At 37.9% G+C, this 13,005-nt stretch carries 11 protein-coding genes; 9 read left to right on the forward strand and 2 right to left on the reverse strand.

Annotation, left to right across the window (positions count from 1 at the left end; genetic code table 11):
* Positions 1 to 88: 88 nt before the first annotated feature.
* Complete coding sequence (locus tag ZA06_RS01235; protein WP_053975595.1) at positions 89 to 946, forward strand: glycosyltransferase; 858 nt, start codon at positions 89 to 91, stop codon at positions 944 to 946.
* Positions 946 to 2,052 (forward strand): glycosyltransferase family 4 protein, encoded by a 1,107-nt coding sequence (locus ZA06_RS01240; protein WP_053975596.1) that lies wholly within the window; start codon positions 946 to 948, stop codon positions 2,050 to 2,052. Before ZA06_RS01235 ends, ZA06_RS01240 begins: the two co-directional genes overlap by 1 nt.
* Here ZA06_RS01240 and ZA06_RS01245 read toward each other — a convergent pair.
* Complete coding sequence (locus ZA06_RS01245) at positions 2,039 to 2,929, reverse strand: ATP-grasp fold amidoligase family protein (protein WP_053975597.1); 891 nt, start codon at positions 2,927 to 2,929, stop codon at positions 2,039 to 2,041. The two genes, ZA06_RS01240 and ZA06_RS01245, sit on opposite strands and share 14 nt — an antisense overlap.
* Before the next feature lie 69 nt (positions 2,930 to 2,998).
* On the opposite strand from ZA06_RS01245, the gene ZA06_RS01250 reads away from it, so the two are divergent.
* The 4 genes from ZA06_RS01250 to ZA06_RS01265 all read left to right on the forward strand — a co-directional run bounded on the left by ZA06_RS01250 (position 2,999) and on the right by ZA06_RS01265 (position 6,664).
* Positions 2,999 to 3,568, forward strand: a complete 570-nt coding sequence (locus ZA06_RS01250) for an L-threonylcarbamoyladenylate synthase (RefSeq protein ID WP_053975598.1) — start codon at positions 2,999 to 3,001, stop codon at positions 3,566 to 3,568.
* Positions 3,569 to 3,641: 73 nt separating this feature from the next.
* Positions 3,642 to 5,087 (forward strand): CCA tRNA nucleotidyltransferase, encoded by a 1,446-nt coding sequence (locus tag ZA06_RS01255; protein ID WP_053975599.1) that lies wholly within the window; start codon positions 3,642 to 3,644, stop codon positions 5,085 to 5,087.
* Positions 5,088 to 5,098: 11 nt separating this feature from the next.
* On the forward strand, positions 5,099 to 6,121 hold the full coding sequence (locus tag ZA06_RS01260; protein WP_053975600.1) for a COX15/CtaA family protein: 1,023 nt from the start codon (positions 5,099 to 5,101) through the stop codon (positions 6,119 to 6,121).
* Positions 6,122 to 6,145: 24 nt separating this feature from the next.
* Positions 6,146 to 6,664, forward strand: coding sequence for an IS1096 element passenger TnpR family protein (locus ZA06_RS01265; protein ID WP_053975601.1), 519 nt, complete (start codon positions 6,146 to 6,148; stop codon positions 6,662 to 6,664).
* Between the two features lie 6 nt (positions 6,665 to 6,670).
* Here ZA06_RS01265 and ZA06_RS01270 read toward each other — a convergent pair whose 3' ends face one another.
* On the reverse strand, positions 6,671 to 7,735 hold the full coding sequence (locus ZA06_RS01270; protein ID WP_205625699.1) for a hypothetical protein: 1,065 nt from the start codon (positions 7,733 to 7,735) through the stop codon (positions 6,671 to 6,673).
* Between the two features lie 93 nt (positions 7,736 to 7,828).
* Here ZA06_RS01270 and ZA06_RS01275 point away from each other — a divergent pair, with 93 nt between their 5' ends.
* Genes ZA06_RS01275 through ZA06_RS01285 form a run of 3 tightly spaced genes read left to right on the forward strand, consistent with a single transcriptional unit; the run spans position 7,829 to position 13,000 of the window.
* Positions 7,829 to 8,725, forward strand: coding sequence for an ABC transporter ATP-binding protein (locus ZA06_RS01275; RefSeq protein WP_053975603.1), 897 nt, complete (start codon positions 7,829 to 7,831; stop codon positions 8,723 to 8,725).
* A 22-nt stretch (positions 8,726 to 8,747) separates the two neighbouring features.
* The gene (locus tag ZA06_RS01280; protein WP_053975604.1) at positions 8,748 to 9,572 is read left to right on the forward strand and encodes an ABC transporter permease subunit; all 825 of its coding nucleotides are present in this window, start codon (positions 8,748 to 8,750) and stop codon (positions 9,570 to 9,572) included.
* A gap of 26 nt (positions 9,573 to 9,598) precedes the next feature.
* A complete protein-coding gene (locus tag ZA06_RS01285) occupies positions 9,599 to 13,000 on the forward strand; it encodes a T9SS type B sorting domain-containing protein (protein ID WP_053975605.1) in 3,402 nt (1,133 codons plus the stop codon).
* The last annotated feature ends 5 nt before the right edge of the window (positions 13,001 to 13,005 follow it).

Here is a 13,005-nt window from a genome sequence, read left to right on the forward strand (position 1 = left end):
CAAAAGTAGCCTTTTCATCACAGTTAACACAGCCCAACCCAAATCGAATGAATATTTTACATTATTTTTGCTCACGAATACACCCTGAATGATGTTTAAACACTACCTCGTAACTAGATTTAACCTTAAAAATCCTAGTTGGAATACCACAAAAAATAATGAAACCCTCCTTACCGACGAATGGATGGAACATAGAATGTGGTTATTTGAAAACTTTTGCCTTCCCAGTATTTTGGCGCAAAGCAATCAAAATTTTAAGTGGCTTATTTTCTTCGACAATTCAACATCAGATAAATTCAAGGAACAGATCCATGAGCTTTTGAAAGGGCATGATATCATTCTACCTTTTTTTATTGATGGTATGGTAAGTTTTCACCCATCCATCATGGATTTTATCACACAGGATGCCAGTAAAGATGATTATATTATCACCTCTAGAATAGATAATGACGATTGCATCAGCAAGTATTACATAGATACCGTTCAGAAACAATTCAACCAACAAAGCTTTTTGGCTATTGATATTGTGAAGGGCTATTCGCTTCAAATATCTCCTGAGGTCATGTTGGGCAAAAAAGAACACGTATTCAATCCTTTTATCAGTCTTATTGAAAAGAAGGAGAATTTCAAGACGGTTTGGCAAAGTGACCACAATATGTGGAAAACGGAGAACCGCATAGTTAAAGTGACCAAAGAGCGCTTGTGGATGTCCATAATCCACGAAAAAAACAAAGTGAACATGTTTGATGGTTACGATGCCGTGGATTGGAAAACCATAAAATCTGATTTTGTAGTTTCAAAGGAGATAGACGCATTTGTAAGCCAAAATCTAATCCCTGAAAAGGAATGGAAGACACTTAGTTTGAAAAACAAACTTTATGTGAAGTACGTACTACTGAGCAAAACGCTAAAAAAAGGATTGGGGATTTATAAATTGAAAAAATAATGAGATTAATACAGTTTACAGCATCGAACGGATGGAGAGGACATGAGCAAAAAATTATTTATCTCTATGAAGCTTTCAAAAAATACGGATATGTAGAAGACCAGTGGATCATGTGCCCAGAAGATTCTGAGGTTTACAGAGTGGCTTCTAGCAAAAACATGCAAATCATCCCCTATAACTACAAAAAGGAATATGATCTTGGCCTAGCCAAAGACATCAAACGTATTTGCGAAAAACATCACGTAGATGTCATGCTGATCCACAGCAGTAAGGCACACACTTTGGCGGTAATGTCTAAATTATTCTATAGGCTTGACACCTCTTTGGTGCTATGCAGAACCCTTATAAAACGTGTGGATACCAATGTTCTCAGAAAGTGGAAATACAATTATGATGGGATCGAAAAAATCATCTGCGTGTCGCAACCGGTGGTTGAATCCTTAAAACCGGCTGTAAAAAACCACGACAAGTTTTGTGTTGTGGGCAGTATCACCGATATAGAGAAATTCCCAAAACAAGCGCCTACAGGTATTTTACATGAGGAGTTCAATATTCCAAAAGACTTAAAAATTATTGGAAACATTGCTGAATTTACAGGCTTTAAAGACCACTACACTTGGGTTGATACGGTTGAAATTTTAGTGAACCGAAACAACATCAAAGCAAAATATATCTTAGTAGGAAAAGGAAGCTTAGAAGAAGATATTAGAAATTATGTCTCCCAAAAAGGACTGAGCGAACACATTATTTTTGCCGGTTTTAGAAAGGACATCCCCAACATATTGCCAGAATTCAATTTATTCATGTTTACCTCCAACAACGAACCTACGGGTGGCGTCCTATTGGAATCCTATGCCTGCAAAGTACCGATTGTTGCCGCCAAGGCCGGGGGCATTCCAGAAGTTATTGTTGATGGCGAAACAGGGTTGTTGGCTGAAGTTGGCAACCCAACCGATTTTGCCGATAAAGTAGAACAATTATTGGCGGACGAAGCGCTTCAAAAGAAATTGACCACCAACGGCTATCAGTTTTTGGTTGAAAATTTCACCAAGGAAATCATTGCCAAAAAGTTTTATGAAGAACTCAAAGCAACTATGAAGTCATAGAATCTTCTGGAAGCTTTATTTTTTCGCCCAACTTATGGTTCAAGTGTTCAACGGTTAATCTTTTATATCCGCCCCAAGGGAAAAAAGTCAACTCCCCAAAATAGATTTTGTTCTTTACCGAGTATAAGTCCACTCTAATAAACACAAATTCTTCCGATAGTTTTTCGGCCACCTCAATCATTTCCTCCAGATTGTCTGGACGTTTGACCTCTTTGGACAAATAGTTAGACGTATTGGTATCTGGACTTATTTTCTTCCAATTCAAATCGTAGTAACAGTTACGGTACTTGCCATCCACAAAGGTTTTCACCCAAATGCATTCTACCTTTCCGTGAATACAGAAAAACTTATAATCGATAATATTGTCACTGTCCAATTGGTCTAAATAGTGCTCTGCTACAATTCTAGGTTGCACATCTTTATAAACACGCTCAAAATACTTGTGGTAATAATTTTTGCTCAAAAAGCCCTGCAATTCCACTTTGGTCTTGTCCCAATCTACTTGTGATTTGTCCTTGACAATAATATTATACCCCGAACCGTGGGTGCCCTTCAAGACAAACTTCTCCGGCATGTCCTGTAAATCCTTGGTTTCCGGATTGTCATACACATCCACCAAATCTATCAAGTATTCCTTTCCAACTTTTTCCTCTACATACTTTCTAACCTCATATTTATCCACAAAATTCCCATAAGATTCGTCATAGAGGTTGAACTTTAACCACTGAAGTTTCTCAACAAATTCCTTAGGATTATGCAGGTCAAGCTCCTTATTGTTTTTCAACTTATAGGAGGCTTTTGCAAAGCCAACTTCATTTCCTGTTGACTTGTGATAATTAGTTAGTAGGCGATAGTATTTTTTTCTAAAAAAGTTCATGTTTGAAATTTTAGGGCGGACAAAAATAGTAATTCAAATAGGATTATCTTTGCTTTTTAAGTTCTTATTATGAATAGTATAACAAAAGAAGCCATTGAAGCTTCCAAAATTCTTCAACAAGGCGGAACCATCCTCTACCCAACCGATACGGTTTGGGGCATTGGTTGTGACGCCTCCAACCCTGAGGCCGTCCAAAAAGTGTATGAGCTAAAACAACGCAGCGATTCCAAAGCCTTAATTTGCTTGGTCGCCGATGAGCGCATGCTCAAAAAATACGTCAAAGACATCCCTGCTGCGGCCTCTGACTTCTTTGACATTCCAGGGCAACCCATCACCATAATTTATGACGGACCACAAAATTTGGCACCTAATCTCGTGGGCAGCGACGACACCATTGCCATTAGGATTCCAGACAACGACTTCTGTTTTCAGTTACTGAGAAAGTTCAACGGTGCCATTGTATCCACCTCAGCCAATATCAGTGGGCAACCTACCCCAACTTCCTTCGAAGAAATCTCTGAAGAGATTTTAAAAGGTGTGGACTATGTTGTAAATTTGCCCAGCGAAAAATCAAAAACAAAACCGTCCTCCATTATTAAACTTGGTAAGGATGGTGAAGTTAAAATTATAAGGAAGTAATCTCCTAAATTTCAACCTATCAATTTCAAAATAAAACCTAGAAATTGAGGTTTTGAAAACTGGCATTTCATTGATGAATTACAAAGAAGCACTCAAGCACCCTCTGTTCAAAATTGTATCTCAAGCGGCACAAGAATTAAAAATTGACGCCTATGTTATTGGTGGCTTTGTAAGAGACTATATACTACAAAGAGACTCTAAAAAAGACATCGACATCGTAGCCGTTGGCAGCGGTATTGCATTGGCCAAACAAGTGTCCCAATTATTGCCCAACAAACCAAAGGTACAGGTGTTTAAAACCTACGGCACGGCCATGTTGCGTTATGAGGATATTGAAGTTGAATTTGTTGGTGCCCGAAAAGAAAGCTACCGAGAGCACAGCCGCAACCCCATTGTGGAAGATGGTACTTTGGAAGATGATCAAAACCGAAGAGATTTCACCATTAATGCCTTGGCTCTAAATTTGTCTGAAGATGGTTTTGGAGATTTGTTAGACCCTTTTAATGGTCTGAAGGACATGGAAGCCAAAATTATCCGCACACCTTTAGACCCAGACATCACCTATAGCGACGATCCGTTACGTATGATGCGCGCCATTAGGTTTGCATCGCAATTAGGCTTCATAATTGAAAAAGAGTCTTTGGAGGCCATTAGCCGAAACAATGAACGGATTAACATCATTACCAAAGAGCGCATTGTAACAGAACTGAATAAAATTCTAGAAAGCGAAAAACCTTCCATTGGATTTCTTCTTTTGGAAAAAACAGGGTTGCTTCACTATATCCTTCCAGAACTCACGGCCCTAAAGGGCATTGATGAAGTGGAAGGCCAAAGACACAAGGACAACTTTTACCACACCTTGGAAGTGGTCGACAACATTTCCTTAAACACAGATAATGTTTGGCTGCGTTGGGCGGCCTTGTTGCACGATATAGGAAAAGCGCCTACCAAACGTTTTAGCAAAAAGGTAGGTTGGACCTTCCATGGGCACGAATTTGAAGGCTCCAAAATGGTGTTCCATTTGTTCAAAAGGCTCAAAATGCCAATGAATGATAAAATGAAATTTGTTCAAAAGATGGTGTTTATGAGCTCTCGCCCTATCATTTTGGCCAGCGATATGGTCACCGATTCCGCGGTAAGACGCTTGGTGTTTGATGCAGGCGATTATGTGGAAGATTTGATGACGCTTTGTGAAGCCGACATCACCACCAAAAATCCAAAACGCTTTAAAAAATACCATAACAACTTTAAGATTGTAAGGCAAAAAATTGTGGAAGTTGAAGAACGCGACCATGTTAGGAACTTCCAACCACCCGTTTCGGGAGAAGAAATCATGGCAACCTTCAACCTAAAACCTTCTAAAGAAATTGGTATCATAAAGGAAACTATCAAGGAAGCTATTTTGGAAGGCGACATTCCAAATGAGCACGAAGCAGCTTACCAATTGATGCTAAAAGAAGGGGAACGCTTGGGGCTTAAAGCAGTTGTTAGCAAAGACCAAATTTCGAAAAAACAGTAAACACTCATACCGTGGCAAACGCAACTAAAGACAACAGAAAGGTCATCTATTGGTTACTCACAGGATGCTTTCTAATTTTCATCATGGTAATTGTTGGAGGTATCACCCGACTTACAGACTCCGGACTTTCAATTTCAAACTATAAATTAATTACCGGAACTATTCCTCCCATTGGCGAAGCAGAATGGCAGGAAGCTTTTGAGCTCTACCAACAGCATCCTGAATTTAAACATTACAATTCGCATTTCACTTTAGACGATTTTAAAAGTATTTACTTCTGGGAATGGCTGCACCGCCTGATCGGTAGAGTGATCGGTTTGGTATTTTTCATCCCGTTTGTGTATTTTTTAGTGACCAAACAACTCACCAAATCCACGATAAAAAAGAGTATTGTCCTAATGGGACTAGGCGCTTTTCAAGGATTTTTGGGCTGGTACATGGTAAAAAGCGGATTGGTAGATATGCCGGATGTTAGCCATTTTAGATTGGCCGCTCACCTTACAACCGCATTTTTAACTTTTGCAGCCACACTATGGGTGGCACTGGATTTAATTTACCCAGAACGCAAACCTGCCAACATTAAATTTAGAAATATCACTATTGTCGCATACATCGCTTTAATAGTTCAAATAATTTACGGAGCCTTTGTTGCTGGACTAAAAGCTGGTTTAGTACATAATCACTGGCCTTTAATGAATGAAGGCAAATTTATCCACCAGTCGGCTTATATCGTAGAACCCTTTTATAAAAACTGGATAGAAAACCCTAGCGGCATACAATTTATACACCGAACATTTGCCTATATCGTGGTTGTTTTAATTGTGATACTTTGGAACAAAGCCAGAAAAACTGCTCTAACAGTACAACAAAAACAAGGAGTTAATTTACTTGTAGTATTGGTTGGAGTGCAGTTTTTACTTGGAGTTTTAACCTTACTATTTTATGTCCCAATCTGGTTAGGAGTAGCCCACCAAGTAGGTGCTTTTTTCCTATTAAGCACCATGACTTTTACACTTCACAGATTCACCAAATAACCGAAAATAGATTACATTTGTAACATGATTTACAGATTTAGAATAATACTAGACAACGATACAGAAGATGATGTATTTCGCGATTTGGAGATTCGCGAAACAGATACTTTAGAAGACCTTCACAATACCATTACCCAATCTTTTGGGTTTGATGGAAACGAAATGGCTTCCTTTTATTTAAGTGATGATACTTGGGAACAAGGAGAAGAAATTTCATTGTTCGATATGAGTGATGGGATGAACTCCGTTCGCTTGATGAACGAAACCAGTATCAACGATATTGCCAATGAAAAACAAACGAAATTGATCTACGTGTATGACTTTTTGAGCATGTGGACCTTTTTTGTGGAATTGGCCGAGATTGTTGAAGAAGCCGAAGGCATGGATTATCCTAATTTAATGTTCGTTCATGGACAAATCCCTGACCAAGCTCCTGAAAAAGCCTTTGAAGCCGATGACATGATGGACGACTTCAATGAATTTGATGATGATCTGGATCTAGACGACTATGACAGTCTGGACTTCGACGAAAACTGGAACTAAAAAACGCTAAAAGAAATTTTTCATATTCATGCCTTGGTAATTTCGCCTCACGAAATCCAAGGCATTTTTCATGATAGCCCCCATCGTTTCACTACGTCTAAATTCCACATCTAAGGTATATTTATAAATAGCTTCCCCCAATTGCTGGACGTGCGCAGGAATGGATATGGTGTCTGCCTCCATGCACTCCAAGAGCTCCGAAATCCTATCATGATAACTAATCATACGTCGAGCCACAATTGAGCGTTCTTCAACTTTGTACTGTTCTATAGATTCGTTTTGGATTTTCTCCCGTACCAATTCCACCATTTTAAAATTCTCCTTAAAAAACTGTGGTCTGTAAACATTAAATTTCCCTTCGTAACACTGTTGGTCAAAATCTATCGCCCGAATTCTGTACACTACATGGTCAAAATCGTGGGTGGGCACAATAACATAATTGTAGGAACGCATATCTCCCAATAATCTAATCATACAGCGCTCATTGAACTTAACAAACTCTTTGGCTATCTGTGATTTTTCGGAATGGGAACACTCGGGCAACATATTTTTGATGAATTCGTCCCCAGGAATCCCCGCAATATGCTCTTCAATGAGAGTATTCTTGTACACCAAAAAATTCAGACTGTACGGCGATAGCATATGCTCAAACTCCAAACCGTACACTCTGGAAGCATCGGCCTTTTTCACATAGAAATGAGTGTAATTATCATTAAGTACATTTCTAACCTTCACCCTAAATGGCTTGGAATTCCCGAACGTACAATAATCAATAGCATCTATGTTAAGGTACTTGAAGATGTTTTCATTTCCATCGGAAATAAGAATGGAATACACCCGCTTTAGGCTTAAATCAATTTCTTCACGCTCATAATCGTTGTAGTAAACACGTACCCAAAGAGTGTCTTCGCCATGGGCATCATACACCACTATTGAACCTTGAAACCGAAGCAAATCCTCATAAAAAATAGGCAAACGTATATTGCGGTTATACTCTTGCAAATAATTGTGTAACTTACTGCCTATTGGGAAGGAAGGCTTTTTTTTGGATATTTTTAAATCGTCCATAATGATAAAAGTAGTCTAATTTAAGGCTTTTATAAATACATTGTAACAAAAGCCAACAATGCTCGTCATATTTTTAACCATTCAATTTCAAAAACTTTGGAACCAATCCTTACGATCACCAATCTCACGAAAAAATTTGGCTATTTAACAGCTGTACAAGATTTAAGTTTTACTATCAATAAAGGAAATGTTTATGGCATTTTGGGCCCAAACGGAAGTGGAAAATCTACCACTTTGGGCATTGTTTTAAACGTAGTCAACAAAACCTCGGGAAACTTTCATTGGTTTGACGGCAATATTAGTACACACAATGCCCTCAAAAAAGTGGGCGCCATCATTGAACGTCCAAATTTCTACCCTTATATGACTGCTTACCAAAATTTGAAATTGGTCTGTAAAATAAAAGAGGTCCCTTTTGAAAAAATTGAGGAAAAACTGGAAATTGTAGGCTTGTTGGATAGAAAGGATCACAAGTTTCGCACCTATTCCTTAGGAATGAAACAGCGTTTGGCCATTGCCTCTGCCTTGTTGAACGATCCTGAAATTCTCATCTTGGACGAGCCAACCAATGGTCTCGATCCACAGGGAATCCATCAAATTAGGGAAATCATCAAAAGTATTGCCGCTAATGGCACTACCATCTTATTGGCCTCCCACCTATTGGATGAAGTTGAAAAAGTATGTTCCCATGTAGTTGTGCTTAGAAAAGGTGTCAAGCTATATTCCGGCCGTGTGGATGAGATGATCAATAGTTATGGTTTCTTTCAACTAAAAGCCACAGAGCAATCACAGCTATTGAACATTTTGGAAACCAATCCGACCTTCGGAAAAATTACCACCGAAAATGATCTAATCACGGCTTTTTTAAACGAGCCTATGGATGCCTCCACTCTCAATAAACTCATGTTTGAAAAAGGCATCACCCTATCGCATTTGGTAAAACGTAAGGAAAGCCTAGAAGAACAGTTCCTACAACTTACCGACAACAAATAAATCAGCAACCAATACCCTCCCTATGTTACGTCTTTTAAATCTGGAACTACAAAAATTATTGTTGAACAACGTAAGTAAAGTTCTGATATTTATTTCCTTTATTTTACCCTTTACCGTATTGATTTTGTCATCGATTAAAATCAATTTTTTCAACTTGTTCACTTTGGAATTGGGAGAATTAGGTGTCTTCAACTTCCCTATCATATGGCATATCACTACTTTTTTTGCCTCACAGTTCAAGTTTTTCTTTGCCATAGTAGTGGTGAGTATGATTGGGAATGAATACAGCAACAAAACGCTCAAACAAAACCTGATTGACGGATTGAGCAAAAAGGAGTTCATTCTATCCAAGTTTTATACCATTGTATTTTTCTCTTTGCTTGCAACTATTTTAATTGGGGTTGCAGCCTTTTGTATAGGAATGTATTACTCCAGTTACAAAGAAGCTTCCATAATTTTTAGAGAAACGAACTTTTTATTGGCCTACTTTGTAAAATTGGTTGGCTTCTTTAGTTTATGTCTCTTATTTGGAATGCTTGTAAAACGATCCGCTTTCGCCCTGGCTTTTCTATTCGTTCTATATATTCTAGAATGGATTGTGTTTGGTTTATTAGTATGGCAAACCAATATGGAACTAGCCGAAAAGATTCAAAATTTCTTTCCCTTAAAGTCCATGTACAAACTCATCGACCAGCCTTTTCAGCGCATCATGATGACCAAATTTCCAGAAAAAATGGATTTGGCCTATGACTATGCCGTTCACTGGTATGAAATTGTTATTGTTTTAGTGTGGACAGCCATTTTTGTCATTTTATCCTACAAATTATTAAAAAATCGAGATTTATAATATATTTGATAGCCAGTGCTATCTAAATGACATATAAATTAATTTTTCCAATACTTTCCCTCCTCTGTATTGTTCAAGTGTTCTCGCAAAACGAAGCTTCCAATTGGTATTTTGGACAGAATGCAGGCTTGCACTTTAATGGAGCTACGGGAGCCGTTACCCCTTTAACAAATGGGCAATTGAGCACTTTGGAAGGCTGTACTTCTATTTCAGATTCCGATGGCAACCTTTTGTTTTATTCAGATGGAAGAACAATTTGGAATGCCATACACCAGCCTATGGGCAATGCCAATGAACTATTTGGAACAGGGCTAAAAGGGGATGCTTCCAGCACTTCTTCTGGATTAATTGTTCCTAAACCTCAAGATCCTAATTTCTATTATATTTTTACGGTAGATGAACCACATCATTTCAATTCCTCAGTTTTTCCAAACAATCAAGATGGAGATGGTGTTAATGATGGCTTTATGTACTCTCTAGTGGACATGTCCTTGAATGGAGGACTTGGAGATGTGAATCCTTCAGAAAAAAACATTCAATTGATTACTTATGACATTAATGATTCAGATGAAGTGGATTTTAAGTGCTCTGAAAAAATTACCGCTGTAAAAGCTGATGATTGTTTATCATTTTGGGTAATTACCCATTTTACAGATAGCTTTTATGCTTTTAAAGTTGATGACAATGGTGTTAACACCAAACCCGTAATATCTGTTGTTGGACCAAACGTCCCAATATATGGGTATCGTAGAAATGCTATTGGTTACTTAAAAGCTTCTCCTGACGGAAGCAAGTTGGCTGTCGCCCACTTCGGTTTTGCAACTGAACTTGCAGGGGAGGCCGGCGGCGGGGTATATTTATTTGACTTCAACAATGAAACAGGGGAAGTAACCAACTCCATGGAGCTATACTCACCCACTAACAACAACAGCCCTTATGGATTGGAATTCTCATCTCAAAACAAAAAGCTCTATGCTACTATTAGCAGAGGAGCAGATGGATCAGGTACCACCCAACTTATTCAATGGAATTTGGAAGCAGCCAACATCCCTAATTCACAAATAGTTATCCACTCCTCCAATAAACTAACGTCTGGAGCCCTACAATTGGGAATTGACAAGAAGATATATAGAGCCCAATTAAATTATGAAGACCAAAATTCATCTGCTCAATATCTAGGTATTATCCATAATCCAGATGCCAATGGTACAGCGGCCAATTATGATGAAAAGGGAATCTTATTGGATATTAATGGTGGATTTAAAAATTTGAGCCGAATTGGCCTGCCCCCTTTTATACAATCCTTGTTCAACACAGAAATTGATATTATACAAAATGGAAAAAGTACCACCCAACTTTCTCTTTGCGAAGGAGATTCTTACCCTCTTACTTCACAGGATATTTCTGGAGCTACATATAATTGGACAAAGGATGGGCAAGCATTAATAGAAAACACTTATCAATTATTGATAGACACCCCTGGATTTTATGAAGTGTATATTGAGCCAAACAATGGAGATTGTCCCATAATTGGAGAGGCTATTGTAAGCTATAATACCATGCCTGAAGCTCACCAACCTGAGGATATTGTTGCTTGTGACTTAAATATAATCTCAACATTTGATTTTTCAGAATTAAACAGTGATGTCTTAGGCTCTCAAGATCCTACAAAATTCAGCGCTCACTATTTTACTACTCTTGAGGACGCTCAAAATAATTCAAATGAAATTGAATTTCCATTCAGCAACAAAACTAACCCTCAGGAGATTTTTATTAGAGTCCATAATAACAATAATCCTGATTGCTACGATACGACTTCTATTTTCGTTGAAGTAAATATCACGCCTACTATTGAGATTTTAAATGACATCACTATTTGCGATGAGGACTTCCAATCTAATCCATCAGATGGTATTGTCTCTATGGATTTATCTAGTCTCTATAATGGAATATATGGAAATCAAGATCCTTCATTGTATAATATCACATTTCATCCATCTCAACATGATGCTGACACCGATGCCTTTCCATTATCAATAAATTACTCTAATACAACACCCTTCATTCAAGAAATTTTTGTTAGAATTGAAAATAAACTCACTCCCCAATGCTACAATACTGACTCGTTTTTGCTAACAGTAAATCCAGCACCTAGTGCCTTTGACTCTTCTTTAACCCAATGTCAAGAGATTACCTCTCCAGAAGGCCTTACAACATTCAACTTAACCGAAGCTGAAGCATCTATTACCGGTGGTGCTCCAAATAGAAATGTTGCATACTTTCTTTCTGAAGCCGATGCTGATTCTGACAATCCCATCCTTAACCCTAAGGAATTTTACAATTCTCTTAATCCTCAAAACCTCTTTGTTAAGGTCACGGATATCAATACAGGCTGCACTAATACTGCACACTTAACTTTGGAAGTCAGCACAACCATTGTTAACAATACAATTTTAGAAGCCTGTGATGACGATGGTACAGAAGATGGCTTTTACAGTTTTACACTAAGTGATGCTTTCGAAGGGATTTTAAATGGGCTTTCTTCTAATTTAGATTTAAACTTTTATGGAACCTACAAAGACGCCTTTTTAGAAATAGATGAACTACCAAACAATTTTGTTAATACATCACCTTATTCTCAAACTATCTTTGTGCGTGTAGAAAATAACAATGCTTGTTATGGAATATCTGAGGTTTTATTGAAAGTTTTAGAACTTCCGAAAGTAGAAACCCAGGCAGAAACCTATTATTGTGTTAATCTATATCCTGAAACAATAACCCTTAGCGGAGGGGCTATTGATGACTTGGCGAGTGACTACAATTACAATTGGTCAACAGGAGAAACCACAGACTCCATCAAAGTAGACGCACCAGGCATTTACACCGTAAGAGTTACAAATTCCTTTGGCTGTTTTAAAGAACGTAGCATTACTGTATTCCCTTCCAATATAGCCTCTATTAAATCCATTGAAGTGATAGATGCGACAGAAAACAACCATATCACAGTATTTGTTAGCGGTAATGGCAATTATGAATATGCTTTAGATGACATTAACGGACCTTATCAGAATAGTCCAACTTTCACCAATGTGGAAGCAGGGATTCATACTGTTTATGTTAGGGATAAAAACGGTTGCGGAATAAAAGAAAAAATAGTTTCAGTTATTGGGTTTCCAAAATTTTTCACTCCAAACGGGGACGGACACAATGATTTTTGGCAAGTTGAAGGTATTAGCCAACAATTTCAATCCAATAGCGTCATTTATATTTATAACCGTTATGGCAAACTACTGAAACAGCTTTCACCTCTTGGTTCCGGTTGGGATGGAACCCTAAACGGTAAACCTCTACCTACAAGCGATTATTGGTTTTCTGTATCATTAGAAGATGGAAGAACTTATACCAGTCATTTTACTTTAAAACGATAACTACA

This window comes from Mangrovimonas xylaniphaga (genome assembly GCF_001280435.1).
Classification (GTDB): Bacteria; Bacteroidota; Bacteroidia; order Flavobacteriales; family Flavobacteriaceae; genus Mangrovimonas_A; species Mangrovimonas_A xylaniphaga.

Coding starts and splice junctions, on each gene's coding strand:
- ZA06_RS01255 (WP_053975599.1), top strand. CDS start 3,642: ATGAATTACAAAGAAGCACTCAAGCACCCTCTGTTCAAAATTGTATCT.
- ZA06_RS01250 (WP_053975598.1), top strand. CDS start 2,999: ATGAATAGTATAACAAAAGAAGCCATTGAAGCTTCCAAAATTCTTCAA.
- ZA06_RS01285 (WP_053975605.1), top strand. CDS start 9,599: ATGACATATAAATTAATTTTTCCAATACTTTCCCTCCTCTGTATTGTT.
- ZA06_RS01235 (WP_053975595.1), top strand. CDS start 89: ATGATGTTTAAACACTACCTCGTAACTAGATTTAACCTTAAAAATCCT.
- ZA06_RS01280 (WP_053975604.1), top strand. CDS start 8,748: ATGTTACGTCTTTTAAATCTGGAACTACAAAAATTATTGTTGAACAAC.
- ZA06_RS01240 (WP_053975596.1), top strand. CDS start 946: ATGAGATTAATACAGTTTACAGCATCGAACGGATGGAGAGGACATGAG.
- ZA06_RS01245 (WP_053975597.1), bottom strand. CDS start 2,929: ATGAACTTTTTTAGAAAAAAATACTATCGCCTACTAACTAATTATCAC.
- ZA06_RS01265 (WP_053975601.1), top strand. CDS start 6,146: ATGATTTACAGATTTAGAATAATACTAGACAACGATACAGAAGATGAT.